The organism is Micromonospora sp. WMMD737 (assembly GCF_049179055.1).
GTDB lineage: Bacteria > Actinomycetota > Actinomycetes > Mycobacteriales > Micromonosporaceae > Micromonospora > Micromonospora reichwaldensis.
Genome location: NZ_JBMHMH010000001.1, coordinates 1,562,451 through 1,588,703, shown reverse-complemented (window position 1 = coordinate 1,588,703; position 26,253 = coordinate 1,562,451). Strand labels below are relative to the sequence as shown.

23 protein-coding genes are annotated in these 26,253 nt (G+C 72.2%); 8 read left to right on the top strand and 15 right to left on the bottom strand.

The features are described 5' to 3' along the window. Window position 1: 1 nt before the first annotated feature. Window positions 2–1,786 carry an N-acetylglutaminylglutamine amidotransferase gene (locus tag ACN27A_RS06270; protein ID WP_421450313.1) on the bottom strand — a complete coding sequence of 595 codons (1,785 nt, stop codon included), beginning with the start codon at window positions 1,784–1,786 and terminating at the stop codon, window positions 2–4. A 180-nt stretch (window positions 1,787–1,966) separates the two neighbouring features. Then, window positions 1,967–2,392 carry a MarR family winged helix-turn-helix transcriptional regulator gene (locus ACN27A_RS06265; protein WP_421450312.1) on the bottom strand — a complete coding sequence of 142 codons (426 nt, stop codon included), beginning with the start codon at window positions 2,390–2,392 and terminating at the stop codon, window positions 1,967–1,969. A gap of 78 nt (window positions 2,393–2,470) precedes the next feature. Between ACN27A_RS06265 and ACN27A_RS06260 the strand changes: the two genes are divergently transcribed. Continuing rightward, window positions 2,471–4,264: an ABC transporter ATP-binding protein gene (locus ACN27A_RS06260; RefSeq protein ID WP_421458384.1), complete on the top strand. Its 1,794-nt coding sequence runs from the start codon at window positions 2,471–2,473 to the stop codon at window positions 4,262–4,264. 68 nt (window positions 4,265–4,332) lie between these two features. Here the strand turns inward: ACN27A_RS06260 and ACN27A_RS06255 are convergent, their stop codons facing one another. Both ACN27A_RS06255 and ACN27A_RS06250 read right to left on the bottom strand, forming a co-directional pair. Next, on the bottom strand, window positions 4,333–5,163 hold the full coding sequence (locus ACN27A_RS06255) for an RNA methyltransferase (protein WP_421450311.1): 831 nt from the start codon (window positions 5,161–5,163) through the stop codon (window positions 4,333–4,335). Window positions 5,164–5,236: 73 nt separating this feature from the next. Continuing rightward, complete coding sequence (locus tag ACN27A_RS06250) at window positions 5,237–6,070, bottom strand: phytanoyl-CoA dioxygenase family protein (RefSeq protein WP_421450310.1); 834 nt, start codon at window positions 6,068–6,070, stop codon at window positions 5,237–5,239. A gap of 293 nt (window positions 6,071–6,363) precedes the next feature. Here ACN27A_RS06250 and ACN27A_RS06245 point away from each other — a divergent pair, with 293 nt between their 5' ends. Together ACN27A_RS06245 and ACN27A_RS06240 are read left to right on the top strand one after the other, a co-directional pair. Beyond that, window positions 6,364–7,692 (top strand): NAD(P)/FAD-dependent oxidoreductase, encoded by a 1,329-nt coding sequence (locus ACN27A_RS06245; protein ID WP_421458383.1) that lies wholly within the window; start codon window positions 6,364–6,366, stop codon window positions 7,690–7,692. A gap of 23 nt (window positions 7,693–7,715) precedes the next feature. After that, on the top strand, window positions 7,716–9,269 hold the full coding sequence (locus tag ACN27A_RS06240; RefSeq protein WP_421450309.1) for an aminotransferase class I/II-fold pyridoxal phosphate-dependent enzyme: 1,554 nt from the start codon (window positions 7,716–7,718) through the stop codon (window positions 9,267–9,269). A gap of 158 nt (window positions 9,270–9,427) precedes the next feature. Here ACN27A_RS06240 and ACN27A_RS06235 read toward each other — a convergent pair whose 3' ends face one another. Beyond that, the gene (locus ACN27A_RS06235) at window positions 9,428–10,339 is read right to left on the bottom strand and encodes a TetR family transcriptional regulator (protein ID WP_421450307.1); all 912 of its coding nucleotides are present in this window, start codon (window positions 10,337–10,339) and stop codon (window positions 9,428–9,430) included. Window positions 10,340–10,446: 107 nt separating this feature from the next. Between ACN27A_RS06235 and ACN27A_RS06230 the strand changes: the two genes are divergently transcribed. Then, window positions 10,447–11,418 carry an ATP-binding cassette domain-containing protein gene (locus tag ACN27A_RS06230; protein WP_421450306.1) on the top strand — a complete coding sequence of 324 codons (972 nt, stop codon included), beginning with the start codon at window positions 10,447–10,449 and terminating at the stop codon, window positions 11,416–11,418. After that, entirely contained in the window at window positions 11,415–13,040 is a 1,626-nt protein-coding gene (locus ACN27A_RS06225) for an ABC transporter permease (protein ID WP_421450305.1), read from the top strand. Before ACN27A_RS06230 ends, ACN27A_RS06225 begins: the two co-directional genes overlap by 4 nt. A gap of 221 nt (window positions 13,041–13,261) precedes the next feature. Here ACN27A_RS06225 and ACN27A_RS06220 read toward each other — a convergent pair whose 3' ends face one another. From ACN27A_RS06220 to ACN27A_RS06185, 8 genes are all read right to left on the bottom strand, one after another. Beyond that, window positions 13,262–13,804, bottom strand: a complete 543-nt coding sequence (locus ACN27A_RS06220) for a hypothetical protein (protein WP_421450304.1) — start codon at window positions 13,802–13,804, stop codon at window positions 13,262–13,264. A 190-nt stretch (window positions 13,805–13,994) separates the two neighbouring features. Further along, complete coding sequence (locus ACN27A_RS06215) at window positions 13,995–14,123, bottom strand: hypothetical protein (protein ID WP_421450303.1); 129 nt, start codon at window positions 14,121–14,123, stop codon at window positions 13,995–13,997. Window positions 14,124–14,211: 88 nt separating this feature from the next. After that, complete coding sequence (locus tag ACN27A_RS06210) at window positions 14,212–15,120, bottom strand: hypothetical protein (protein WP_421450302.1); 909 nt, start codon at window positions 15,118–15,120, stop codon at window positions 14,212–14,214. A gap of 50 nt (window positions 15,121–15,170) precedes the next feature. After that, window positions 15,171–15,773: a hypothetical protein gene (locus ACN27A_RS06205; RefSeq protein ID WP_421450301.1), complete on the bottom strand. Its 603-nt coding sequence runs from the start codon at window positions 15,771–15,773 to the stop codon at window positions 15,171–15,173. Further along, entirely contained in the window at window positions 15,773–16,945 is a 1,173-nt protein-coding gene (locus ACN27A_RS06200) for a hypothetical protein (RefSeq protein WP_421450300.1), read from the bottom strand. Before ACN27A_RS06200 ends, ACN27A_RS06205 begins: the two co-directional genes overlap by 1 nt. 7 nt (window positions 16,946–16,952) lie before the next feature. Further along, window positions 16,953–17,381: a hypothetical protein gene (locus ACN27A_RS06195; RefSeq protein WP_421450299.1), complete on the bottom strand. Its 429-nt coding sequence runs from the start codon at window positions 17,379–17,381 to the stop codon at window positions 16,953–16,955. A gap of 847 nt (window positions 17,382–18,228) precedes the next feature. After that, window positions 18,229–18,492, bottom strand: a complete 264-nt coding sequence (locus ACN27A_RS06190) for a hypothetical protein (protein ID WP_421450298.1) — start codon at window positions 18,490–18,492, stop codon at window positions 18,229–18,231. After that, window positions 18,489–18,728, bottom strand: coding sequence for a DivIVA domain-containing protein (locus ACN27A_RS06185; RefSeq protein ID WP_421450297.1), 240 nt, complete (start codon window positions 18,726–18,728; stop codon window positions 18,489–18,491). Before ACN27A_RS06185 ends, ACN27A_RS06190 begins: the two co-directional genes overlap by 4 nt. Before the next feature lie 373 nt (window positions 18,729–19,101). On the opposite strand from ACN27A_RS06185, the gene ACN27A_RS06180 reads away from it, so the two are divergent. The 3 genes from ACN27A_RS06180 (at window position 19,102) to ACN27A_RS06170 (ending at window position 20,978) form a co-directional block, all read left to right on the top strand. After that, on the top strand, window positions 19,102–19,341 hold the full coding sequence (locus ACN27A_RS06180; RefSeq protein WP_421450296.1) for a winged helix-turn-helix domain-containing protein: 240 nt from the start codon (window positions 19,102–19,104) through the stop codon (window positions 19,339–19,341). 47 nt (window positions 19,342–19,388) lie between these two features. After that, a complete protein-coding gene (locus tag ACN27A_RS06175) occupies window positions 19,389–19,964 on the top strand; it encodes a hypothetical protein (protein WP_421450295.1) in 576 nt (191 codons plus the stop codon). Window positions 19,965–20,045: 81 nt separating this feature from the next. Beyond that, window positions 20,046–20,978 (top strand): HNH endonuclease, encoded by a 933-nt coding sequence (locus tag ACN27A_RS06170; protein ID WP_421450294.1) that lies wholly within the window; start codon window positions 20,046–20,048, stop codon window positions 20,976–20,978. A 43-nt stretch (window positions 20,979–21,021) separates the two neighbouring features. Here ACN27A_RS06170 and ACN27A_RS06165 read toward each other — a convergent pair whose 3' ends face one another. Both ACN27A_RS06165 and ACN27A_RS06160 read right to left on the bottom strand, forming a co-directional pair. After that, window positions 21,022–21,750 (bottom strand): HD domain-containing protein, encoded by a 729-nt coding sequence (locus ACN27A_RS06165; RefSeq protein ID WP_421450293.1) that lies wholly within the window; start codon window positions 21,748–21,750, stop codon window positions 21,022–21,024. A gap of 108 nt (window positions 21,751–21,858) precedes the next feature. Continuing rightward, a complete protein-coding gene (locus tag ACN27A_RS06160; protein ID WP_421450292.1) occupies window positions 21,859–26,046 on the bottom strand; it encodes a SpoIIE family protein phosphatase in 4,188 nt (1,395 codons plus the stop codon). Between the last annotated feature and the right edge of the window lie 207 nt (window positions 26,047–26,253).

Sequence of the window (26,253 nt, the reverse complement as noted above, 5' to 3'; positions counted from 1 at the left end):
GTCAGCGGATGTCGTGGGACTGGAGCCAGAGTTCCAGCAGGCCGAGCTGCCACAGCTTGTTGCTGCCGGCGGCGGCCTGCGCCCGGTCCGGCTCGGCGAGCAGCTCGGCGACGTACTCGCGGCGGAACAGGCCGCGCTCGCGGGCGGCGGGCGCGGCGAGGGCCTCGGCGACGAGCTGCCGCACCGGCCCGTCGACGTTGCGCAGCGCCGGCACCGGGAAGTAGCCCTTCGGCCGGTCGACCACCTCGACGGGCAGCACCTGGCGGGCCACCTCCTTGAGCACGCCCTTGCCGCCGTCGGCGACCTTGTGCTCGGGTGGGCAGGCCGCCGCCAGGGCGACCAGGTCCTGGTCCAGGAACGGGGTGCGCACCTCCAGCCCCCACGCCATGCTCATGCTGTCCACCCGCTTGACCGGGTCGTCGGGGAGCATCAGGTGGGTGTCCAGGCGCAGCACCGCGTCCAGCGCCGTCTGCGCGCCCGGCGCGGCCAGGTCCGCCGCGAGCAGCTCGCGGCTGGCGTCGCGGTCGCAGGCGTACGCCGGGTCCACCACCCGGCTCAGCTCGGCGTGGTCCCGGTCGAAGAACGCGTCGGCGAAGGTGGCCGCCGCGTCGTCGCGGGGCACCCGCATGAGGGGCTGGTGGTAGCCGTAGCCGGCGAAGACCTCGTCGGCGCCCTGGCCGGACTGGGCCACCTTGACGTGCCGGGCCACCTGCTCGGAGAGCAGGTGGAAGGCGACCACGTCGTGGCTGCCCATCGGCTCGGTCATGGCGTGCACGGTCCGCCGTACCGCCGGGACCAGGTCCTCGTCGGCGAGCCGGATGCGGTGGTGGTCGGTACCGAACGTGCGGGCGACCAGGTCGGAGTAGTGGAACTCGTCGCCGGCCTCGCCGCCGCGGCTGTCGAAGCCGATGCTGAAGGTCTGCAGGTCCCGCTGCCCGGCCTCGGCCAGCAGCGCCACGATCATGCTGGAGTCCAGGCCGCCGGAGAGCAACACGCCGACGGGTACGTCGGCGACGAGCCGCCGCCGTACCGCTTCGCGCAGCGCCTCCCCGACGGCGGCCCGCCAGTCCCCGGCGTCCATGTCGGCGTGGGCGGGGTCGCGGGCGTAGTCGGGCCGCCAGTAGACGTGCTGGCGGCTGCGCCCATCGGCCTCGACGACGCGCACGGTGGCCGGGGGGAGCTTGCGGATGCCGCGCAGGACGGTCCGGGGCGCCGGCACGATGGAGTGCCAGGAGAGGTAGTGGTGCAGCGCCACCGGGTCGATCGAGGTGTCCACGTCGCCGGCGCGCAGCAGCGCCGGCAGGGTGGAGGCGAACCGCAGCCGGCCGGGTGATTCGGCGAGGTAGAGCGGCTTGATGCCGAGCCGGTCGCGGGCCAGCACGAGCCGGCGCCGCCGGCGGTCCACCAGCACGACGGCGAACATGCCGACCAGGTGGTCGACGAACTGCTCGCCCCACTGCGCGTACGCCACCAGGACGACCTCGGTGTCGCTGGTGGAGTGGAACGTGTGCCCGGCGCCGCGCAGCTCCTCGCGCAGCTGGGGATAGTTGTAGACGCAGCCGTTGAAGACCAGCGCCAGGCCCAGGTCGTCGCGGACCATCGGCTGGGAGCCGGCCTCGGTGAGGTCGATGATGGTGAGCCGGCGGTGCCCGAGGACCACCCAGCCGTCGTCGAAGAGGCCCTCCCCGTCGGGGCCCCGGGAGCGCATCGCCTCGGTCATCCGGGTCACCGCGCCGGCGTCCGGCGTCGATCCGTCGAACCTCGCCTCGCCACTGATGCCGCACATCGTCAGCGGTCACCGGGCTTCCGGGGCATCCGACCCACCGTGATCACTCCTGTCGGCGTCGCAGGTGTGCCGGGCCGCCCGCTCGGGGGACCCGGTCCCGTCGGCAGGACGGGTGGCTGGGCTACCCGCCGCCGGGGGCGGCAAACCCCGCGCCACGCGCGTCGGGCGGACGCCGGGCGGTCAGTCGCGCAGCGTACGCAGGATGCGGGCGAGCTGTTCCCGGTCGGCGGGTGCGAGGCGGCCGAACAGCTCCTCGGCGGCGGCCCGCCGGGCGGCGTGGATGGCGGCGCCGACGCGCGTGCCCTCCCCGGTCGGCGCGACCAGGGTGGCGCGCCGGTCCGCCGGATCGGGCCGGCGCCGCACGAGCCCGCGCGCCTCGAGGTCGTCCACGACCTCGGTGGCCGAGCGCGGGGCGATGCGCAGGTGCTCGGCGAGCACGCTGAGCCGCAGCGCGCCGTGCCGCATCAGCACGCCGAGCGCCCGGGACTGCCCGGGCGTGACGTCCCAGGGCGCGAGCGCCTCGCGGGTGCGGTGGCGCAGCCGCCGGGTCACCGCCCAGAACGCCTCGGCGAGGCCGTCCCCGGCGTCGTCCGTGTCTGCCGTCACGGGAATACGGTAGCAGCAGGAGCTGTTGTTCCCTCATGTTGAGGCAACCTCAGCATTCCCGACGTGAGGAAGTACCCCTTGGAACCCCTCCCCTCCGGCCGCGACCGCGGCCCCCGCAAGGTCAGCGCCGCCGAGAAGGCGCAGGCCCGCCAGGTGTCCCTGCGGCGCATCGGCGCGCTCTTCGCCCGGCACCGGGCGGCGCTCGCCACCGTCACCGCGATCATCGTGGTCTCCTCGGTGCTCGCCATGGCCTCGCCCTTCCTGCTGCGCGCCGTGATCGACCGGGCCCTGCCCGAGCGCGACCTGCCGCTGCTCGTCTGGCTGGTGGCCGGCATGGTTGCCGTCGCCGCCGTGACCTCGGTGCTCGGCGTGCTCCAGACCTGGATCTCCACCCGGGTCGGCCAGCAGGTCATGCACCGGCTGCGCACCGACGTCTTCACCCACCTGCAACGGCAGTCCCTGGCTTTCTTCACCCGCACCCGCACCGGCGAGGTGCAGTCGCGCATCACCAACGACATCGGCGGCATGCAGAGCGTGGTCACCTCGACCGCCACCTCGATCGCGGCCAACCTGACCACCGTCGTCGCCACGGCGGCGGCGATGGTCGCGCTCTCCTGGCGGCTCTCGCTGGTCTCGCTCGTCGTGCTGCCGCCGGCCATCTGGCTGACCCGACGCGTCGCCCACCTGCGCCGCGAGATCACCGCGCAGCGCCAGCGCGAACTCGCCGACCTCAACGTCACCGTCGAGGAGGGGCTGTCCGTCAGCGGCGTGCACCTGGCCAAGACGCTGGGCACCGGTCCCGCCCTGGCCGCCCGCTTCGCCGCCTCGTCGGACCGCCTGGTCGACCTGGAACTGCGCTCCGAACTCGCCGGCCGCTGGCGGATGGCCACCATGAGCGTCGTCTTCGCCGCCATTCCGGCGGTCATCTACCTCAGCGCCGGGCTGCCCGGTGCCGCCGGCACGCTCAGCATCGGCACCCTGGTCGCCTTCACCGCGTTGCAGGGCGGGCTGTTCCGCCCCCTGATGGGTCTGCTCAACGTGGGCGTCTCCGTGACCGCCTCGCTCGCGCTGTTCGCCCGGATCTTCGAGTACCTGGACCTGCCGGTCGAGGTGGACGACCCCGCCGAGCCGGTCGACGTCGACCCGCGCCGGATCCGGGGCGAGCTGCGCCTGAGCGACGTCACCTTCCACTACCCGGGCAGCGACACCGCCGCCGTCGCCGGGATCACCCTCGACGTGCCGGCCGGCAGCGGCTTGGCGCTGGTCGGCGAGACCGGCTCCGGCAAGAGCACCCTGGCCGCGCTGATCAGCCGCCTGCACGACCCGACGAGCGGCCGGATCACCGTCGACGGCGTCGACCTGCGCAACCTGCGCCTGGCCGATCTGGCCGCGATCGTCGGCGTGGTCAGCCAGGAGACGTACCTGCTGCACACCACCGTGCGGGAGAACCTGCGCTACGCCCGCCCGGACGCCACCGACGCCGAGATCGAGACCGCCGCCCGCGCCGCCCAGATCCACGACCTGATCGCGGGGCTGCCCGACGGCTACGACACCATGGTCGGCTCGCGGGGACACCGCTTCTCCGGCGGCGAGAAGCAGCGCCTCGCGATCGCCCGTACGCTGCTGCGCGACCCGCGCATCCTGATCCTCGACGAGGCCACCAGCGCGCTGGACACCGAGACCGAGCGCGCCGTGCAGCGGGCGTTCGACGAGGTGGCCCGGGGGCGTACCACCATCACCATCGCACACCGGCTCTCCACGGTGCGGGGCGCGGACCGGATCGCCGTGCTCGACCACGGCCGGATCGTCGAGTCCGGCAGCCACGACGGCCTGCTGGAGCGGGCCGGCCGCTACGCCACCCTGGCCGCCTGACGTGTCGGAGTCCGAACTCCTGTGCGGGCCGCCCACGTGGGGCCGCTCGGCCGCCTGCCACCGGTGCGCTACCGCCGGGCGACAGCGGCCCGCTGGCGTGCCGTTTCGTACAGCACGACGGTCGCGGCGGTCGCGGCGTTCAGGGAGCTGGCGGATCCGGACATGGGGATCCGGACGAGTTGGTCGCATGCCTCGCGCCAGCCGGAGCTGAGGCCGGTGGTCTCGTTGCCGATCAACGTCAGGGTGGGTTGTGTGAAGTCGTACTCGGCGGCGTCCAGACTGCCGTGCTCGTCGGTTCCCACGATGCTCATGCCGATGCCGTCGGCGCGGACGTCGGCGACCCAGGACAGCACGGCCTGGTGGGAGGGCACCCGGACCACGGGCAGGGCGAACAGCGAGCCGGTGCTCGCCCGGACCGCCTTCGGGTCGTACGCGTCGGCGGCGTGGCCGGTGACGATGACGCCGCCGGCGCCGAAGGCGTCCGCCGACCGGACGAGGGTCCCGATGTTGCCGGGGCTGGTGGGCCGATCGAACACGACGGTGAGCATGGTCGGGCCGACCGGGATGCGGCGTAGGTTGTCCTCAGGCAGCGCGACCACGGCCAGCAGCTCTGGAACCGTGTCGGCCTTACCTCCCAGTTCGTGGATCAGTTCACGCGAGACGGCGAACTTCTCGGCCCGGACCGTGTCCAGGGCCTCGCGTGCCCAGCCGGACAGTTGAGCGCTGGTGTCGTAGAGCAGTTCCCGGATCTGCCAGCCGTGTTCGACGGCCATGGTGATCGGGCGCACGCCCTGCACGAGGAACTCGCCGCGTCGCTGCCGCTTGGTCCGATTGTCGAGGAGAGCTTTCCACTGCTGGAACCGCGCATTGCGGCCACTCACCCGCAGAACCACTGCCACCCCCGCCTCCGTCGCACGTAGCCCGCTGATGCCCTGTCCCTGCCACACACCGGCAACCCCTTCGGCCAGGCGCTCAGCAACGGACGGGGCACGTCGCCCGGGCGTCGTGGTCGGTGCCGTCCCCGTCCGGACCGGGGGCGTCCCGTCCGAGACCGCGACGGATCGCGATCTCCACGGGTGAGTAGGCGCCGTCGGCCCGCTTTAGTTCGTACGGTGCGGCTGGCATCAGCGGCGGTTGGGCCATGAAGCGAGGCCGCGCTCCGTGGTGCGGTTGCGCCGCGTGCACCAGGAACGGGTGGCACAGGAAGACGTCGCCCGGAGATCCGGTGGCGAGGGCGAGCGGCCGGTGCGCGGACGCCGCCACCAGGTCGGGCGCGAGGGCCAGCCCGCTCGCGCCGTTCTCCCCGTACTTCTCCAGCACCTTCGGCACGTCGAGGTGGGAACCGACCCGGATCCGGGTCGGGGCGTCCTTCTCCCCGACCTCGCTGAACAGGAACAGCATCAGCAGCGCCCGGCCGCGGGAGCGCACATTGGTGAAGTACCAGCTCTCGCCCTGCGGCAGATAGCTGCCCTCGATGTGCCAGCCCGCGTCGTCCGGCTCCTGCTCGTGCGGGAAGCGCAGCGGGAACGTGCCCAGCGAGTAGCGCGGCTCCCAGCGTCCCGCGCCGACGAGCAGGTCGTACGCGCGATGGAGGAACCGGGAGTTGGGAGCGGCGGCGAACGGCCCCTGCGCCAGGCCGGGCACCCAGTGCACGGGCTGCGTCCACGTCGCTGGATCGTCCGGGTCGCAGCCCGTCTCCCGCCACAGCAGCCGCGCGCAGTCCGCTGCCACGCGCGGCGCGACGGCGCCCTCCAGCTTCACGAAGCCGTCGCGAAGAAAGCGGGACACCAAGGTCGTGTCATCCATACCCCCATCGTGCGGCGGCCCCGGTCCCGATCACCCGACATCTTCCGCGCGGCTTCTATCGGGTGCCTCGGACGTTCACTCCGAGCGGTTTCGATCCACTGTGGACATAAGCTACGCTCTCCGCCGGGCCTGCGGGCTCGATCGGTAGGTGCGGCAGAGACAGCCACCGGCAACGGTGGCCGACGCCGCACGCAACCCGGGTGACCTGCGCGATCCGCGGACCCCGGGGCCGCTCCTGGGTGGGTCTTCCGCCGCCGCCACCTGCGCCGCCACCGCCACATCAACGAAGGATCATTCAGTTGTACGACGCGATCGTCATCGGCGCCCGCTGTTCGGGTGCGTCCACCGCCCTGTTGCTCGCCAAGCGTGGACACCGGGTGCTCGTGGTGGACCGCTCCTCGTTTCCCAGCGACGTCATCTCGACGCACTTCCTCTGGCCGCACGGGATGTCCTACCTGAACCGGTGGGGACTGCTGGACGAGGTCCTGGCGGTCACTCCGGCGCACACCACGGTCGAGGTGGTCAACGACGGCATCTCGTTGACCGGCTCGGTGCCGCCCGAACTGCTGCGCGAGTACTTCCGGGACCTGCACGGCGACGACTCGGGCGTGGTGCAGAGCTACGCGTCCGTACGGCGCCGGGTGCTCGACGAGATCCTGGTCGGCGCGGCCGCCAAGGCCGGCGCCGAGGTGCGGACCAACTTCACCGTTCGCGAGCTGATCGTCGAGGAGGGGCAGGTCACCGGCATCCGGGGGCGTGCGGCCGACGGAGAGCTGGTCGAGGAGCGGGCCCGGATCGTGGTCGGTGCCGACGGCCGGAACTCGTTCGTCGCCCGCACCCTCGCGTTGCCGAAGTACGACGAGCGGCCCCGCTGCACGTTCGCCTACTGGAGCTACTGGTCCGGCTTCGACCTTGGGCCCGCACAACTGCACCGGCGCGGCCGGTTGGCCTGCGCGGTGGCGCCGACCAACTTCGACCAGAACATGGTCCTGGTCTGGGGGCCGAGCGAGTGGTCGCGGGAGTTCCGCGGTGACGTGCCGGGCAATTACCAGAAGGCGCTGGACTTCGTCAGCCCGGAGCTGGGCGACGTGGTGCGCAGCAAGGGGACCAGGGAGGAACGCATCTACGGCACCCTGGACCAGTCGGCCTTCCTCCGGCCACTGCACGGGCCCGGGTGGGTGCTCGTCGGTGACGCCGAGTCGGCCAAGGACCAGTGCACCGCGATCGGCATCACCCACGCCTTCCGCGACGCCGAGCTGGTCAGCGCCGCACTCGACCGGTGGCTCCGCGGTGACGCGTCGATCGACGAGGCGATGACCGCCTACGGGGACCGTCGCCGGAGCCAGAACGCCGCCGCCTACCACGACTACGTCTGCACCCTCGCCGAGATGCGGCCGTACCGGCACGACGAGTTGCAACTGTTCGTCGCGTTGCGGGGCAACCAGCAGGAGACCGACCGGTTCATCGCCACCCACGCCGACGTCGCGCCGGTGTCGGAGTTCTTCCAGGCCTCCAACCTCTTCCTGCTCAACGACGCCGCGAAGGAGTCCTCCGCGGACCACGCGGTCTTCGAGGACTTCGCGGAGACCTCCCGCAGCTACCAGCAGAACCTCTTCGCCTGATGATCCACCAGGGAGATGACACCGTGACCACCGAGCTGGACCAGCGTGAAGACGGCGAACTGATCGGGATCATCCTCAAGGCGGCACACTGCCGGGACTTCGAGACCATGACGCGTACCGCGGCCGAGGTCTCCGAGATGACCCGCAACTGGGCCACCCACATCCCGTGGGACGACCTCGCGTCGCTCGACTGCGCCGACGACGAGCTGGCCCAGGTCATCGCCGACCTCACCGAGATGTGGGAGCCGGCTCACCTGCGCAACCCCGTCGACCCCGACGAGGAGTACGCCCTGGACAAGAACGCGTACGACTTCTACCGGCCCGCCGGCCGCAACCTGCTGACCCGCACCGAAGACTTCTACGGCTGGGTGCAGGCCCGTCGACGCACCCAGACGTGGCAGTACTCCCGGGTGCTGGAGGCGGCACCGGACAGCGTCGCCCAGATCACCAACGACCTGGGCCGGCGCGCCCGCGGCATCAACTTCAATTCGCAGGACTACCTGTCGTTCAACACCCACCCGGCGATCCGGGAGGCGGCGGCCAGGGCGATGCACGACTACGGGCCGCACAGCGCCGGCTCGCCGATGGTGCTCGGCAACACCCGCATCTCCGACGAGCTGGAGGCTGCCCTCGGCGACCTGCTCGGGCTCGACCACGTGACGCTCTTTGCGACCGGCTGGGCGGCCGGCTTCGGCGCGGTCGTCGGTCTGGTCCGGCAGTCCGACCACATCCTGATCGACCGGCTGGCCCACTCCTGCCTCCAGCAGGGGGCACGGGCGGCCACCCGGAACGTGGTCCGCTACGAGCACCTCAACGTCGAGGCGGTACGCCGGCACCTGACCGAGATCCGGGCCACCGACACCCGCAACGGCATCCTCGTGGTCACCGACGGGCTCTTCTCGGTGGACGCGGACTGGCCGGACCTCGTCACCCTGCAACGCGTCTGCCGGGAACACGACGCCACGCTGCTGGTCGACGTGGCCCACGACCTCGGCTCGATGGGGCCCGGCGGCACGGGCGTGCTGGGGATGCAGGACCTGCTCGGCAGCGTCGACATCGTGATGGGCGCCTTCTCCAAGACGTTCTGCTCCAACGGTGGCTTCGTCGCATCCAACTCACCGGCGTTGAAGCAGTACATCAAGATGTTCGGCGGCTCGCACTTCTTCTCCAACGCGCTGTCGCCGGTGCAGACCGCGGTGGTGCGGGAGGCCACCAGGATCATCCGGTCGGCCGAGGGGGACGCGCTGCGGGCCCGGCTCTTCACCGCGATCCACGCCCTGCGCGACGAGCTGACCGGCCGGGGCCTGACCTGCATGGGCGAGCCGTCACCGATCGTGCCGCTACTGATCGGCAACGAGAAGCTGGCGCGGACGGCGAACCGCCTGCTCTTCGACCGGGGGGTGCTGGCATTCATGGTCGAGTTCCCGGTGACCCCGACCGGCTCGTCCCGGTTCCGGCTTCAGGTGCAGGCCGGGCACCGGCCCGAGGAGGCCCGCGAGGCGGCCCGGATCATCGAGGGTGCCATCGCCGACTCCCGGGCGTACCTCTCCAGCGCCTTCGGCAGCGCTCCCCGCTGAGAGGCGTCCCGTAACTCGATGAGGGCGGGATGCCCGGCGCCCGGACTGGACCGTCCGCCCACCATCGGATCAACGCAGCAGGAGGCACCCTCGGATGAGGGTGCCTCCTGCTGATCGGGTCGGCTCTCGTTCTCAAAACTGTCGCAGAATCAGTCTCATTATTCCGTGACGGCCAGGTCGAGGTGGCGGTAGACGGTGGCCCGCGAGACCCCGAGCGCGGCGGCGATCTCGTCCGCCGAGTGGTCGCCCCGGGCGTGCATCCGCCGGGCGGCCTCGACCTGCTCCGCGCTCATCGCCCGAGGCCGCCCGGGCCGGCGCCGGCCCTTCGTCACCCCACCGGCCGCCGGGGTGCCCGCACCGCCACCGCCGTCGGCCGCCGTGCCCGCGCCGCCGCTGGTCGCCGCCGTGCGGGTGTACGCGCCGCCGGCCGCGCTCTCGCCGCCCGCCGTGCCTGCGCCGCCGGCTCGGTCGGAGCCGCCCGCCGTGCCCGCGCCGCCGGCCTGGTCGGAGCCGCCAGCGGGGTCGGTCGGGTCGCCGAGCAGGCGGCGCACGCCGTCCAGCATGTCCGCCCGCAGCACCGCGTCCGGCACGTCGACGAAGAAGACGACCGGGTCGCTGCACGCGGCGACCGCCTGCACCGCCCGGACCCGCTCCCGGCGCCCCGCGTCGGGCCCGGCGATCAGGTCGTTGGCACGCATCGCGATCCGGATCAGGCGGTGGTAGGTGTCGTCCCGGCCGACGAGCGCGATGTCGTGGAAGAGCATGCCGAGCGGTCGGCGGTGGCCCAGGACGATGTCCACCCAGCCTTCCAGCACCGTCCACCGGGCCCGCTCGGCCGGCCCCTGCTCGGCCGCGTCGAGCAGCGCCTCGAAATCGGCGACCATCGGCTCGACCAGGGCGGTGAGCAGGTGCTCCTTGGTGGGGAAGTGGTAGAGGATCGCGGCCTTGGTCAGCCGCAGCCGCTCGGCGATCTGGCGCAGCGGGGTGCGCTGGTAGCCGTGCTCGGCGAACAGGTCGAGCGCGGCGCGCAGGATCCGGGTACGCGTGTCGTCGGGCGCCTCGGCGGTCATGGCGGCAAGCCTAGCGGCGTCTGACCGATGGCAGGCAGCCCTGTTGATTCGACTGACCGTCGGTCAGTACAGTGTGGTCGTCGGCACCGCCAGCGACAGGAGGGCCCATGCCCGTCATCTCCATCGGCAACCTGGTCAAGACGTTCGGCAGCGTCCGCGCGCTCGACGGGCTCGACCTGACGGTCGCGGCGGGGGAGGTGCACGGCTTCCTCGGGCCCAACGGCTCCGGCAAGTCCACCACCATCCGCGTCCTGCTCGGCCTGCTGCGCCGCGACGCGGGCGACGTGCGGGTCTTCGACGCCGACCCGTGGCGCGACGCGGTCGCCCTGCACCGGCGGCTCGCGTACGTGCCCGGCGACGTGAACCTGTGGCCGAACCTCTCCGGCGGCGAGGCGATCGACCTCTTCGGCCAGCTGCGCGGCGGCCTCGACCGGCGCCGCCGCGACGAGCTGCTGGAGCGCTTCGACCTCGATCCCACGCGCAAGTGCCGCACCTACTCCAAGGGCAACCGGCAGAAGGTCGCCATCGTCGCCGCCTTCGCCTCCGCCGTCGAGCTCTACGTGCTCGACGAGCCGACCTCCGGGCTCGACCCGCTCATGGAGGCCGTGTTCCAGGACGAGGTCCGCCAACTCAAGCGCGACGGCGCCACCGTGCTGCTCTCCAGCCACGTGCTGGCCGAGGTCGAGGCGCTCTGCGACCGGGTCAGCATCATCCGCGAGGGCCGCACGGTCGAGTCCGGCACCCTCACCGAGCTGCGCCACCTCACCCGTACGGCCGTGACGGTCGAGACCGCGCGGCCGGCGACCGGCCTGGCAGCCCTGCCCGGCGTGCACGACGTGCGCGAGGTCGACGGTCGCACCCATCTGGAGGTCGAGCCCGCCCACCTCGACGAGCTGCTCGGGCACCTGGTGCGCTTCGGCGTGCGCGCGCTGACCAGCGCCCCGCCCACCCTGGAGGAGCTGTTCCTGCGCCACTACGGCGACGAGCGCGCCGCCGTCCCCGCCGGCGCGTCCGCCCCGGCGGCGGGCCCGACCGACGGTGACCGCCCCGACGCCGACCGGCCGGCGGGTGCCCGGTGAGCGCGTTCACCGGCACCGGGCGGCTCGCGCGCCTCGTGCTGCGCCGCGACCGGCTGCGGCTGGCGATCTGGGTGCTCGGCACGCCCCTGCTCGGCTACGCCCTCGCCGGCAGCGTCAAGGAGTTCTACCCGGACGAGGCGTCCCGGGTCGGCTACGCCAGCACGTCGGCGTCCAGCCTGGTCGCCCGCGCGTTCAACGGGCCGATCGCCGGCACCGACCTCGGCGCGGTGGTGACCGCCGAGACGTACGTGACGCTGGCCCTGCTCGCCGCGCTGCTGAGCACCTTCGCGGTCATCCGGCACACCCGGCAGAACGAGGAGACCGGCCGGGCGGAACTGCTGGGCGCCTCCGTCGTCGGCCGGTACGCGCTGCTCACCGCCGCGCTGCTGGTGGTCGTCGCCGCGAACGTGGCCGCCACCGCCCTGCTCGCCGCCGCGCTGGCCGGCGCCGGACTGCCGCTCGCCGGGTCGGTCGCCGCGGCCGCCGCCATCGGCGGCGTCGGCCTGGCGTTCACCGGCGTCGCCGCCGTCGCCGCCCAACTGTCCGTCACCTCCCGGGGCGCCAACGCGCTCGCCGCCGCCGCCGTCGGGATCTCCTTCCTGCTCCGCGCCGCCGGTGACGTGCTGGGCGAGCAGGCCGACGGCGGGCTGCGGGTGGTCAGCGCCTGGCCGTCCTGGCTCTCGCCGCTCGGCTGGGGCAACCAGGTCCGCGCCTTCGGCGGCGAACGCTGGTGGACGCTGGCGCTGCCCGTCGCGCTGCTGGTCGCCGGGGTGGCGGCGGCCTACGCCCTCGCCGAGCGGCGGGACATCGGCGCCGGGCTCGTCGCGCCCCGGCGCGGGCCGGCCACGGCCGCACCCGGGCTGCTCAGCCCCGCCGGGCTGGCCTGGCGGTTGCAGCGCGGCGCGCTGCTCGGCTGGGCGGTCGGCGTGGCGGTGCTCGGGTTCTCGATGGGCATCGCCGGCGACGAGTTCAACGCCATGATCGAGGAGAACCCGGCCGCCGCCGAGGCCATCAGCGCGATGGGCGGCGGCGCGAAGCTCATCGACGCGTACCTGGCGGCGATGCTGGGGCTGTTCGCGCTGACCATCGGGGCGTACGTCGTGCAGGCGCTGCTGCGCACGCGCAACGACGAGGCCGACGGGCTGCTGGAGGCGGTGCTCGCCACGGCGGTCAGCCGTACCCGCTGGCTGACCACCCAGGTGGTCGCGGCGACGCTCGGCGCGCTCGCCCTGGTGCTGCTGGGCGGGCTCACCACCGGCCTCGGCTACGGTCTGGTCGCCGGCGACCCCCTCGGCCGGGCCGTCGGGCTGGGCGGGGCGGCGCTGGTACGACTGCCGGCCCTGCTGGTGGTCGCCGGGGTGGTGACGGCGCTGTTCGGCCTGCTGCCCCGCTGGTCGGTGGCGCTGTCCTGGGCGGCGCTGATCGTGTTCCTGCTGCTCGGGCAGCTCGGCGCGGTGCTCGACCTGCCGCAGGCGGCGCTGAACCTGTCGCCGTACACCCACGTGCCGTCGGCCCCGGCGGTCGACCCGGCGGCGCTGCCGCTGGTCGTGCTGACGGGGGTGGCGGCGCTCCTGCTGGCGGCCGGGACGGCCGGCTTCCGCCGCCGCGACGTCCCGAGCTGACGGGGGCGCGCCGACGTGTTCTCGGCCGCTTGAACGGGCACCACTTGGCCAGCTTCCCTCGGCAGCACCTGCGGGACGCAGGCTCCGGTGCGGGGTCTGAAGGGGCCGGCTCTGTGCGGTGATGAGACGCGGCGGCGTCGGGACGAATTGTCCCGACGCCGCTGTTCGTCGTGAGGGGCCTGGGAGCGGCAGGCCAGGGGTGCCCGGTCGAAGTACGGCGGTCAGGACTTCTTCGGTAGTTCCTCGGGCCACCGCTGGCGAGCGACGCTGTCCTGCCACTCGGCCACCGGGCCCGACCCCCCGGCACGGGCCGCGGCCCGGTCGACGACCGGGAAGTCCGCCCCGCCCACCAGTTGATGTGTCTCGCGCCCCCGCTCCGTCTTCGCCGCCAGCACGTAGGTCGTGCCGGGCCGCAGCAGCGGCTCGCCTTCCACCCGCCAGGTGTCCTTGCCGAGGGTTCCACCAAGCTGGACCACCCGCAGCGTCTTGACCGGCTCGCCCTTGAGGGACTTGTCCACGGTCACCTCGAAGACGGTGTAGGGCGTGTCGTCGCGCTCCTGCACCTCGACGACACGGTCCACCGTCGCGACGACGACGTAGTCGGCGAAACCGGCCACCTTCGTCTCATCCTTGACGTCGAACGCGTAGGACGAGTGCACCGAGTGCGTTTCGCCCGGGCGCAGCGAGTCATAGGCCAACCACCCGCCAGAAGCCACCACGACCATGGCGGCGCCTGCGACCAGCGGTCGAACAAGGCGGTTCATTGTCAGCACCCCCTACGCGGTGGTACGAGCTGATGCGACCCCCGGTGGCAACCAGCGTCGAGGCCACCACAAGGGCAGCCAATCGCGCCGATCGAGGCCTGTCACCTGACGTCCATTCTCCACGTGACCGATGCTTGTCAAGCTGCCGGACTGGAGCCCGTTCAAGGTGCCGAACTCACGCCGGCGGGTGTCACGGTGCGGCGAGAGGTTCCCGGGACCCGGCGTCGAGCAGCGCGCCCACCCGTGCGATCGCCTCGCGGATCATCGTGCCGTACCCGTCGTCCGGCAACTCGGCGGCCAGCGGTGCCGCCACCGTCACGTGGCTGCTCTGCCCGATGGAGGATCCCGCTCTGCTGCCCAAACTGGATGGCGGGGTCGTGCGGGTGGGTGACAACGATTGGATCGCCCTACCGGACGCCCGGGTCGTCAACGCTCACCGCAGCGCAGTCACCGCGTGGCGCACGAGCGTCCGCCATGGCCTCGGCGGCTCGGACCGCGTCGTTGCCCGGAGCCTGGAACGTGAGGCCCGCGTACGCGGGAGCCTCGTGCGCGAGGGCTGCCATGTCTTCCGGCTCGCGGGCCACGGCGAGAGCCGGTGAGCCCCGCAGGTCCCACAGGCCGGCCTCGACCCAGCAGAGCTGGCGGTACTTCTCCGGTGCCATGGCCTGCGAGCCGAAGTCCCACCCGACGGCCGAGACGGGCTTGCCGGCGAACTGCCGTCGGGCCCGCTCGCGGTAGGCGTCCCTGGTGATCGTCGCGGGGTGCAGGAAGGACAGGTCGAACCCGTTCTCGGCGAGCCCGAACGCGGCCAGGCCGAAGAGCATGGTGCACTCGATCCCGCTGCCGGCGCAGTAGTCGGCAACGCGGGCCGCACCGTGCAGGGCACCGGCGTACGACAGCACGTACAGGCGGCGGACCGGGTGGAATCGCCGGTACTCCCGCAGCGCCGCCACGATCGTCGCGCCGGAGGCGACGGTGTCGCCGATCAGCAGCGTCGAGCCGCCGGCGTCGAACCGCGCGTAGGACACCTCGACCGTGGCGTCGTCGGAGGCGACGGCTACCCTGCTCGTGGAGACCAGGTTCGCCGGCAGGTTCCGGCCCGCCTCGGCGGCGACCGCCTCCGCGAGTTGGTAGACCAGGCCCTTGCTCAGGATGATCAGCTCGGCGAGATCGGCGCCGTCGAGTTCGTCCCGGATGTGCCGGAGAAACTCGCGGCTGCTGGCGAGGCACGCGCGCCGGAACGGCAGGTCCGTCAGGTTGCGGTTGAACAGCAGCGTTTCCAGGTGGCGGTTGTGCACCAGGTGGAGTCCCGTCACCCCCGTCCTGCCACCGATCGGCTCGACGGTACTGGACCCCGTGTCGGCGATCATGCCGTCGTGCTGCGCACTCGCGCGGCGCCGGCCCTGATCCTTCGGAGCGCGTCGAGCATCGGTGCGTCGATGCCGAGCACGTTGTTCTCGTACTCGTCCAGTGCGGCGGACAACCAGGCAGGGCGCGGTTGGGCCGCCCTGGGTCGGTCGGCCAACGCCACGAGGGCACGACCGGCGGCGGCGAAGTCGTCGACCACCTTGGTGGCGAGCGCCGCCACGTGCGGGTGCACGTAGTCGGTCACCCGCACCCCGCGATATTCCAGGACGTCACTGCGGTACTGCGAATTGCGGGGAGCAACCACGATCACGGGCGTTCCCAGCGTGACCGCTGCCGCCATCTCGACGCCGATGCCGATGCCGCGGCGTACCCGCGCGTCGACGACGACCGCCGTCGCCACCATCACCTGGTACATGTCCCGGCCGAACTGGCCCAACGTGTTGCCCGCGTCCGGAATGGGGTCGTCCGGATTGAGGAAGACGACGCCGCAGGGAGCCGCCCCGCCCGCGACCTCCCCCCGCTCCACATCCGTCCAGCAGAGACGCTGCTGATCACCAGCGCCCTTGACGATCGATCCGGAACAGTAGACGGAGATCAGCATCATCGTGCCCTTCGGTCGGGATCTGTGTGGTTCAACGTGACATCGAGCCTGTTGGCGACGACGGCCACCACGGTCAACGCCTCCTGGACGGTCGCCGCGTTCTGGAACCTGATGCGCTTCCGCCCCCGGATCACCGCCTCGCGGAGCCGGGCGCGGAGCACCGGATGCTGTGTGGCGGTGGCGACCGTGCCGAATTCGGGAGTCGAGCGCAGGGAGAGCAGATCGGGCCAGCGGGCGCTGCGGTGGACGAAGCCGTGGATGCCGAGCCATCGCAGGCCGAGGTCGAACGAGCGGGCGGACAGCACGCGGTCCGCGAGCGACGTCCGCATCTGGCGGACCCCGCAGGAGAAGTCGCCGAAGTCGAAGTCGGCGACGATGGCGGCGTCGAGGTCGCACAGGTAGCTGGCGAGGTATTCGCGGGACAGGAACATGTCGATCCTGGTCCGTTCCTCGGCCCCCAGTGTCACCGGCACCGTGGCCCGGACGAACCGGCTGATGAAGGCCTGCCCGTCGAGTCGATCGGGCACCTCATGCAGGTGCGTCTCGACGTCACCGGCCAACGGGGGCCAGCGCCCGGCGATGCTGGCGAGCGTCGTGGCCAACTCGCCGTCCGGCTGTAGGGCGGTGCCCCAGCTCTGGCCGATGTCGGTGGCGGTGTTCTGCGCGTAGCGGGGCCGCCAGACGAGGCCGTCGGTGAGACTGCGGTGCGGGGTCAGCTCGTAGGGATTGCGGGCGTCGCGGCGGTATTCGACGGCCTTGTGCTCCACGTAGGAGTCGAGGTCGGCGATGTGCGAGGAGTAGTGGACCACGCCCCGAACCACGAGTGGCCTGATCCGGGTGAGGAAGACCGACAGGCTCGGCACCTCGAACAGGTACGACGCGGGAAGGATCAGTTCCTCGTCGGTGGCGAGCACGGCCAGCCGCGTCGCGTGCAGCGCCTGGGACAGATCCGCCTCGGTGAAACGGGCCGTCGGTGGGCGGCCGTAACAGGACCGGATCTCCGGATTCAGGTACTGCAGGAAGATCGGCCGTTCGCGATCATAGGTCAGCGGCGCGGCAAAGCGTTCCTCCGGATAGAGGCTGAGCTGCTGCCCCGTCACGTGCAGGTGCAGGTCCCGGCCTGCGACATAGCCGTCGCGCCGTGCGCTGACATCCTGCTGGGGCACGGTCACGCGTCACTCATGGCGCCCGGTCGGGGCGGCCCACGGTGAGATCGCGGCCTGCGGTGTACGAATCCCGGCCGGCGGTCACATTCTGCTGCACGGCGGTCGACAGGTCGACGCCTCCGCCGGCCGCCCGAACTGCGGCGACCAGGTCCCGTACCGCGACGGCGAAGCCCGGATCCTCCTCCAGCCGGGCTTGCAATCGGCCCTCCCACCGGGCGGCCTCCAGGGCGGACGCCGTATCCCTGCGGTCCGGTGATGCGGCCAACATCCGTTCGCGCGAATCCTCCAGGACCCGGTCCGCGCGGGCCACCGACTCCGTCCCGTCGCGACCGAGAATGCGTGCCGCGTGTTCCTTCACATTGAGCCACACGTCCGAGGCCATGGCCTGGATCAGAGCCGCGCTCGCTGCGGCGGCCAGGCCTGCTGCCGACAGGTCGTCCATGGATCACCGCATCTGTCGTGATGGCGCACACCGGGAAACGGGCAACGCCCAGTATGCCAACGAGAATATGCTTGTCAAGGACAGGCTACGCCTTCCCGATATTGGTCCACTACTTCTGGAAGCCGTCGTTTCCAATGGGAAGCCGTCTATTGCTTGTGTAGGGGGTGTGTCGAAGCTGATCTCGTTGCGACCCGCGTTGTCGGCATCACGACAGTCCGCTCCGGTCGCCACGATCTCTTACCGGCGCAGCCTGTGGCCGTCCGGCCGAAGAGCGGTGGCAGCGGGCAGAAAGGCCTACGTGAACAGCGACAACAGCGCGGTCTGCTCTGGCGTGAGGCGTATCGGGGCGTCTGCCCCCGACGTGGGAAAGACCTGGGCCACCTGAAGGTCGCCTCTGCGGATGCTCGTCGCGATCCCGATCTTCACACCCCTGGCCTTGAGTGTCTCGAGCAGGCGGCGACTGTCGAGAAGGTACGCCGCAGAGATTCGCCACCTGTGGTGTCGGACTGCGCCAGGGGGTCGGGCCGGGCCGCTGAGCCAATTGGCGCAAGGGTTCGGTCACGAGGTTGATTCTTCGCGTTGCGTGCTGGTCTGACCAGTCACGCGTCGCTCACTTTTGTCTTACGACCTTCGCGCGGCAGCGCGTCGCGGCCTTATGGGATTCTCACATCGAATCCTGGTTGAATGGCGAAGATCGAATGTCGCTCACCGCGATCGTGGGCCGTCGTCATATCGCACCGCACCCTGAGTGGGGGAGAATCGCCGGCGTCGACACGCTCGTCGCCTTCTTCAACCCACCCCTCCTCCTGCGGTTGACCTACCACCGGGGGCGGCTGACCAGCGTTCCCTACCTGCACGCAACGGTCGTGCCGACGATCAAAACCGGGCCGGCGATGGGTCGGAGGCCGTCGAGTTGGACGTATATCTCACGCTTGTCGGTCGCCTCGCCGCGCCGGTTCAGGACGTAGCCGGTCAGCCAGATCCAGCCGGCGTACGTCGGTTGGTCGCAGACCGAGACGACGCGGAAGGTCAGGGTGCGGTCCCCGGCGAACTGCACCGAGGCCCGGCCATCGACGATCAGCAGGTCGCCGGGGGAGGGCCGCGCGGTCACCAGTGACCGGAGTTGCGGTGGTGCTCCTCCGGCGGCCGGCACTCCCGCGCGTGCATGGTCTGCCAGTCGCGCAGCGCCCGCCTGATCCGGTCGTTCTCCTGGGTGAGCAGCCGTACCGTCTCGTTGAGCATGGCCAGCTCGTCGGCGACCCGGGCCTGGAACTCGCGTACCTCCACCTGGTCGACGCCGCGTCGGCGCGCGGCGAACTCGCGGGTCCGCACCTCGTGGGGCGTCAACCGGCCCGGGTAGCCGGCGGGATGAGGCTGAGCGCCTCGGTACACCTGAGCCACGACGATCCTCTCCAGGGCAGGCGGGAGCGCGGAGGCTCCGCGCGGTGGGTCTGGAAGGGCGGGCCGTCCGCGTGGGGGCTGCGGACGACCCGCCCGCTCGGCCGCCGCAGCCCGATTCGGCGGTACGACAGCAGAGCAGCCGGTCAGGGCCGGAACGGGCACGGACACCGGCCCCGACCAGGGGGGATGAGCCGAACTCGTTGCCACGCGAGGAGCGGCCCGTCGCCAACACTAACGACTTACTCGTGTATGTCAACCACTGGTTGTTGTCGCGCGTGGGCGGTTCGTGATCGAATTGGCGAGCCACGCAAGGAGCGCCATGCCTACCACACCCGATTACATCCGCATCGCCGACGACATCGTCGCCGGTGTCAGGGCCAAGAGGCTCAAGCCGGAGGACAAGCTGCCGCCGATCGCGCAGATGGCGACGGACTACCGGGTCGGCACGTCCACCATCCAGATGGTCTACGTGCGGCTTGAAGCGCTGCGCGTCATTCGCCGGCATCAGGGCAAGGGCATCTTCATCACCGACCCGAAGACCTGGATGCGGGAGCCGTAGGTAGCGGGCCGACGAGTCCGCTTGCCGCTGACTGGCAGGCTCCAGCCATGGGAAGCATCGTCACGCAGTTGCCCGCCCTCATCGGCGTGCTGGTCGGTACCATCGGCACGATCGTCGCCACCTCGCTCGCCGATCGCAGCCGGTGGAAGCGGAACCAATCCGTTCGCTGGGACGACCGGCGGTTCGACGCGTACGTCGAGTTCGCGCGGGTGATCAAGGAAATCCACGCCGTCGCCGGGCGCATGCTCGTGGATGAGCGACCTCACTCGCGCGGGCACCGGATGGACCGGGAGGAAGGCCTCACCCGCCTGGCCGACGCGGACGTCCGGCACACGTTGGCCTGGGAGAGCGTCCTGCTGCTCGGGGACGCCTCGACCGTGTCGGCGGCACGTGAGTGGCGGAACGCCGTGTGGGAGATCGAGCGGGTGGCCCGCGGGCTCACTCGGGGGAACGACAATGACCTCGACGACCTGCTGCACCGGGCCAACGAGGCGCGGGACGCCTTCTACCGGGTGGCCCGTGGCGGCCTCAGCGTCCGTGGCGGCTCGGTCGCCCAGGCCGAGGTGCTCGGAGCGAGGCTGGACGAGATCCGGGCGAGCAGGGCGTCACGGCAGACGCCGTAGACAGATGGGCTGTGCCACTTGTGGAGGCGTCGGCTGTTCGGGGGGTGGCGCGGAGATCGACGTGACGGCACGCTTGTCGGCGTGAAGGCCTTCGTGGGGGTCACGGACGAGAAGTGGTACCGCTTCCTGGCCGCCCGTCCCGAGTTGAACGAGGTCAACTTCTGGCGGCCTTCGGGCGGCGGTTTCCGCGCGCTCACCGCAGGCGAGCCGTTCTTCTTCAAAGCACACCATCCTCTGAACCGCGTCATCGGTGGTGGCTTCTTCAGCGGCTTCACTCAGCTGCGAATCTCGGAGGCATGGGAGCTTTTCGGGGAGGCCAACGGCGCGGCGAGCATCGACGAGATGCGCCGCAGCGTCGGCCGCTACCGCAGGCAGCCGATCGCACCCGACGAGGATCCCGTCATCGGCTGCATCTTCGTGCGTGACGCCAACTTCTTTCCGAACGAATCCACCGTCGGCCCGCCGCCGGAGTTCAAGTCGAACGTGGTGCAGGGCAAGACGTACGACCTTGCGGACGCCGCCTGGGGCGACTACTTCGAACTGCTGATCCATCGCCTGATCGGCACGACTGTCGAACTCGACCTGAGTGAACCCTGGCATCGGCCCGGCCCGGTCTACGGAGATCCACGGCTGATGCCACAGCGGCTGGGCCAGCAGTCGTTCAAGGCCGTGGTGCTCGGCGCGTACGGCCGACGCTGCGCAATCACCGGCAACAGGGTCCAGCCGGTGTTGCAGGCTGCGCACATCCGACCGTTGCCGAAGGGCGGTGAGCATCGCCTGGACAACGGCCTGCTCCTGAAGTCGGACGTGCACATCCTCTTCGACAAGGGCTACCTGGGCGTGGATCCCAAGTATCGGCTCGTGGTCAGCCCTCGACTTCGTAGCGAGTTCGGCAACGGCGACCAGTTCTATGCCAAGGCGGGCGAGCAGATAGCTGTTCCAGATCGCCGGGCCGACCGACCGAATTCGGAGTTCCTGGAATGGCACCTCGACACCGTCTACAAGGCGGCCTGATCCATATCCGGGGTTGAGCGTCAGTCGACCAGGCCGACGGGCGTCAGTTCGGGTGGGGTGGTTCGTCGAGGATGGCGCTGAAGCGCTCCTCGGCGAGGTCGAGTTGGCCGAGGATGTGCTCCTTGACCGGCGCCGACAGGGGAGTGTCCGGCCGGGTGACGAGGTCCCGGTAGACCGGCACGAGCGGCCGGTACTTGCGGGCCGACGAGGTCACCTTCGGGCCGACGGTGTGGATGACGCCCACCCCGTTGTCCGTGAAGTCGGAGATCTTGATGACCCGCGCCCACGGCTCCCGGTCGAGGCTGGCCGCCACGTGCTCCCGGTACTGGACGTGCTTGTCGCGCCCCGGGTCGTACGCCGGATTGGTGACCGCGCCGACCAGGCGGGCCACCCGCGGCCCGAACCGCGCCGCGAGCACCGCCAGGGCGGCGGCGGTGGCGTCCTCGCCGTCGTGCGCCCCGGCCAGCTCGGCGGGGTGGTCCTCCACCGCGTCGTGCAGCAGGCCGGCGACGATCACGTCGACGTCGCGGACCTGGTAGTGGTGCATCATCCGGATCGCCACCCGCAGCAGGTGGTTCAGGTAGGGCTCGCGTACCCGCCGGTCGTCGCGGTGCAACTCGGCGGCCAGGTCCAGGGCCTCGGTGAGTCGTTCCCGGGCGGCCTCGTCGAACGCGCGCAGCTCCAGCCGGAACCGGGCCAGCAGGCCGGGCTCGCCGTGGATCTCGGTGATCGCGTGCATCGGCATGGTGGCCAGGTAGGCGGGAAACTCCATCCGCCACTTATAGCCGATCTTCACCCTGCCGGGGGTCCCTGCCGTCGGCCACCCGACGCCGGCACCCCCGGCCGAACGCCACCGCGGCGTCCGGCCAGGGGCAGCCCGTCAGGTGCCGGAGACGCGCTTGACCAGGCGTACGGTGGTGCCGTCGGCGCTGCCGGCGACGGTGGCCTCGTCCATCAACCGGGTCATGATCAGCCGGCCACGGCCGCGCTCGCTGTCGTCGGGGCCCGCGTCCCGCCACCCGCCGGTGTCGCTGACCACCATCTCCAGCCGGTCGGCGCGCAGCCGCCCCCGGACGGTGACCGACGCGTCCGGGGCGAAGCGGTAGCCGTGCTCGATCGCGTTGGCGCACGCCTCGCCGGCCGCGATCAGCACCGCGTCGACGTCGGCCTGGCCGATGCCGAGGCCGGTGAGCCACTCGCGCAGCGCCTCCCGCGTCGGCGCGAGCTGCCCGGCGTCGGCGGTCAGCGCCGCAGCGAAGACCGCCGGCTCACGATGCCGGTAGACCAGCACCGCCACGTCGTCGTTGCGGGTGTCGGGCAGCAGGTCCCGGACCATCCGGTCGGCCAGCGCGCCCTCGGGCAGCTCGCGGCCCTGGGTGAGCGCGGCGACCGCCCGGGAGATGCCGGCGTCGATCAGTTCGCGGCGCCGCTCGATCAGCCCGTCCGTGTAGAGCAGCAGCGTCGAACCGGCTTGCAGCCGCGCCCCGGCCTCCGGCCGGCGGGGCACCGTGACGCTGGCCAGCGGCACCGAACCGGCGCGGGTCAGCAGTTCGGCGGAGCCGTCCGGATGCACCAGGATGCCCGGCGGGTGGCCCGCCGAGGAGTAGCGGAGCACGCCCAGCGAGCGGTCGATGATGGCGCAGAAGACGGTGGTGCAGGCGCCGCCGGGCACCATCCGGGCGAAGTCGTCAAGCGCGGACAGCACCTCGGCGGGGCTCTTGGCCTGCAGGAGCAGGGCGCGCGAGGCGCTGCGCAGCTGCCCCATCACGGTGGCGGCGGGCAGGCCCCGCCCCACCACGTCGCCCACCACCACGCCGACGAGGTCGCCGGGAAGCTGGACCACGTCGTACCAGTCGCCGCCCACCTCGAGCGGCGCCACCGCCGGCTGGTAGCGGGTCGCGAACCCGGCCGGCAGATCGACCGGGCCGAGCATCGCCCGCTGCATGGCCAGGGCCACCGTCCGCTGCGTCTCGAAGGCCCGCGCGCGGACCAGCGCCTGGGCCAGCGCCGCGCAGAGCTGTCGTACGAGCGGCCGGTCCACCGTCTGCACCGACCGGGGCGGGTCCAGCTCCAGCCACACCCCGCCGGGCGCCCCTCCCGGCTCGACGCGTGCCCCGAGCGCGGTCGCCCGACCCGCGTCGTCGACGACCAGCAGCGGCTCGCCCTCGGTGGGCAGCCCGTCGAGCGCCCGCTGCACCTGCCCGGTCAGCGTCAGGCCCTGGCTCACCGCGAACGGCGTGCCGGCGGCGTCGGCGCAGACCGCCAGGCCGCGGGCGCCGTCCAGCAGGGTGCGCAGCTCGGACAGGCCGGCGTCGAGCACCTCGGCCACGTCGGTGGCACGGGCGAGCCGGCCGGAGAGAGCGGCCAGGGCGGACTGCCGGGCGGCGGCGCGGACGTCGGCGGTCACGTCGCGCAGGGTGGCGACCCAGAGGCGGCGGCCGGTACGCGGCTCCCGCAGCGAGTTGTAGACCGCCTCGGCCCAGATCCGGTGCCCGTCGGCGTGCCGCAGCGGCAGGGTGACCCGGCCCCGGCCGGAGCCCCGCGCGCTGCGCAGCACGTCGATCAGCAGGCGCCGGTCGGCGGGCGCGGCGTCGGCCTCCGGCCACCACGGGTGCGGCGGCGCGACCGGCGCCGCCAGCTGGGTGGCGCCGACCAGACGGCAGAACGCCTCGTTCGCCTCGACCAGAGCGCCGTCGGCGTCGACCACGGCGAACGCGTCCTGCAACGACTCGATCAGGGCCGCCCGCCAGGTCGCCTCCTCGTTGCGCAACCGGGCCAGCTCCAGGTGCGCGCCCACCCGGGCCAGCAGCTCCTCCGAGGAGAAGGGCTTGGCCAGGTAGTCGTCGGCCCCGGTCCGCAACCCCTCCACCGCGGCCTCCTCACCGGCGCGCGCGGAGAGCACGATGATCGGCAGCCCGGCGGTACGCCGGTCGGCGCGCAGCGCCCGGACCAGTCCGAAGCCGTCCAGGCGGGGCATCATCACGTCGGTCAGCACCAGATCGGGCACCCGCTCGGCGATCCGGTCGAGGGCCTCCCGGCCGTCGGCCGCGACGACCACCCGGTGGTGGGGTGCGAGCAGGCTCGCGAGGAACGCGCGCAGGTCGGCGTTGTCGTCCACCACCAGCACCGTCGCGGCGTCCCGGGCGTCGTCGTCGGTGGCGTCCGCCTGGGCGGGCGCGGCCTCCGGCAGCCAGTGCAGGGCCTCGGCGACGTACGTCTCGTGGGCCCGCTCGCGGGCAGTGGCCGAGGCGGTGGGCCGGCCGTACGGCAGGCGGACGGTGAACGTCGAGCCCTCGCCCTCGACCGAGCGCACGCTGACCTCGCCGCCGTGCAGGTGGACCATCTCCTGCACCAGCGCCAACCCGATGCCGGTGCCCTCGTGCGACCGGCCGCCGGCGCCGCGTACGCGGTGGAAGCGGTGGAACAGCAGCGGCTGCTGGTCGGCGGGGACGCCGACGCCGGTGTCGTCGACGGTCAGCGTGACGTGCGCGTCGTCGCCCCGCAGCCGCAGCCGCACCGCGCCGGCCAGGGTGTACTTCAGGGCGTTGGAGAGCAGGTTGACGACCACCTTCTCCCACATGTCGCGGTCCACGTACGCGGTGCGCGGCAGCGCCTCGACCTCGACGCGGTAGGTCAGCTCGGCCTGGCGCATCGCGTACGCGAACGACTCGGCGACCCCGGCGGTGAGCGCCGGCAGGTCGGTCTCCACCCGCTCGGGATCCAGCCGGCCGCCCTCCAGGCGGGCGAAGTCGAGCATGTCGTCGACCAGCTTGCGCAGCCGGCCGGTGTTGCGGTGCACCAGCTCCAGGCGTTCACGCTGGCCGGCGGGGAGCGGCTCGCGCCGGTCGGCGAGGCTCTCCCGGACCGGCCCGGCGATCAGCGTCAGCGGGGTGCGCAGCTCGTGGCTGACGTCGGTGAAGAACTCCGTCTTCGCCGCGTCCAGCTCGGCCAGCGCGGCGGCGCGACGCCGCTGTGCCTCGTACGCCAGCACGTCGCCCAGCGCCGTCGAGACCCGGCTGGCCACCAGGTCGAGGAAGCCGCGGTACGCCTCGTCCAACTCGCGGAAGGGGCTGATGCCGACGACCAGCACGCCGACCGGGTGGGTCTGCCCGGTGGCCAGCAGGGGCAGCACCACCACCTCGTCCACCGGCACGCCGACGACCGCCCCCGCCCCGGCGCGGGGGTCGCCGGGCAGGGCCACTCCGCGGACCCGCGCGGGGCGGCCGGTGCGGGCCACCTCGCCGATCTGCGGCAGCCACCCGGGAGCTGCGGCGGCGTCGTCCTCGGGCACGCCGACCGAGGCGGCCAGGACCAGTTCGTCGTCGGACTCCCGGTTGCCGCCCGACCCGGGGCCGGTGCGGTGGCTGCCGTCGTCCGGCGTCACGCCCCCGGGACGTAGGTAGATCATCGCGGCGGGCAGGTCGGCCGGGCTGCCGGTGAGGACGCGGGCCGCCGCCCGGACGGCGTCGCGGGTGGTGTCCGCCGCCGCGATGGAGATCGAACCCAGCTCGCGCAGCGTCTCCAGCCGCCGGTCACCGAGCACCCGGGCCGTGACGTCCGTGGTGGCCACGAAGACGCCGGGAACCCGGCCGTGCCCGGCGCGTACGGGGCTGTAGGAGAAGGTCCAGTACGTCTCCTCGAGGTAGCCGTGCCGGTTGAGCAGGAGCAGTTGGTTCTGCGCGTAGGTGGCGCCGCGGCCGGCGAGCACGTGGTCGGTGAGTGGGCCCAGCTCGTCCCAGACCTCCGCCCAGCACTGCGCGCCCGGCTGGCCGATGGCGGCCGGGTACTTGTCGCCGAGCACCGGCGTGTACGCGTGGTTGAAGATCTGCACCAGCTCGGTGCCCCACCACAGCAGCATCGGGATCTTCGACGGCAACACCGTGCGCACCGCCGCGTACAGCTCCGGCGGCCAGGTCTCCACCGGGCCCAGGGCGGTGGCGGCCCAGTCGGTGGCCCGGTGCGCGGCGCTGGTCGGGTCGTCGTCGGCGAAGAGGTCGTCGGCGGACGCCCCGGCGCCCGCCGGTCCTGCGGCGCCCCGGTCGTCCCGGTCGCCCAGTGGGGCTGCCACGCGCTGCTTGGAATCCACGTCCCGGCCCCCTGTCCCCGCGTCGGTCTCCGGGTCGCAAGCAGCCGCCGTGTCCTGCCCCTCATCGTCCCGCCGGAGTCACTTTCCCCAACCGGTCACGCCCGAACCGTCGATCGACGTGACCCGACCCGCACCCCGACCACCACCTCGCCGAGCGACTCACGCCCGATCCACGTCCGTCCCCACCGC

Coding starts and splice junctions, on each gene's coding strand:
- ACN27A_RS06195 (WP_421450299.1), bottom strand. CDS start 17,381: ATGGACGACCTGTCGGCAGCAGGCCTGGCCGCCGCAGCGAGCGCGGCT.
- ACN27A_RS06175 (WP_421450295.1), top strand. CDS start 19,389: ATGGGAAGCATCGTCACGCAGTTGCCCGCCCTCATCGGCGTGCTGGTC.
- ACN27A_RS06180 (WP_421450296.1), top strand. CDS start 19,102: ATGCCTACCACACCCGATTACATCCGCATCGCCGACGACATCGTCGCC.
- ACN27A_RS06205 (WP_421450301.1), bottom strand. CDS start 15,773: ATGCTGATCTCCGTCTACTGTTCCGGATCGATCGTCAAGGGCGCTGGT.
- ACN27A_RS06220 (WP_421450304.1), bottom strand. CDS start 13,804: ATGAACCGCCTTGTTCGACCGCTGGTCGCAGGCGCCGCCATGGTCGTG.
- ACN27A_RS06165 (WP_421450293.1), bottom strand. CDS start 21,750: ATGGAGTTTCCCGCCTACCTGGCCACCATGCCGATGCACGCGATCACC.
- ACN27A_RS06250 (WP_421450310.1), bottom strand. CDS start 6,070: ATGGATGACACGACCTTGGTGTCCCGCTTTCTTCGCGACGGCTTCGTG.
- ACN27A_RS06235 (WP_421450307.1), bottom strand. CDS start 10,339: ATGACCGCCGAGGCGCCCGACGACACGCGTACCCGGATCCTGCGCGCC.
- ACN27A_RS06270 (WP_421450313.1), bottom strand. CDS start 1,786: ATGTGCGGCATCAGTGGCGAGGCGAGGTTCGACGGATCGACGCCGGAC.
- ACN27A_RS06230 (WP_421450306.1), top strand. CDS start 10,447: ATGCCCGTCATCTCCATCGGCAACCTGGTCAAGACGTTCGGCAGCGTC.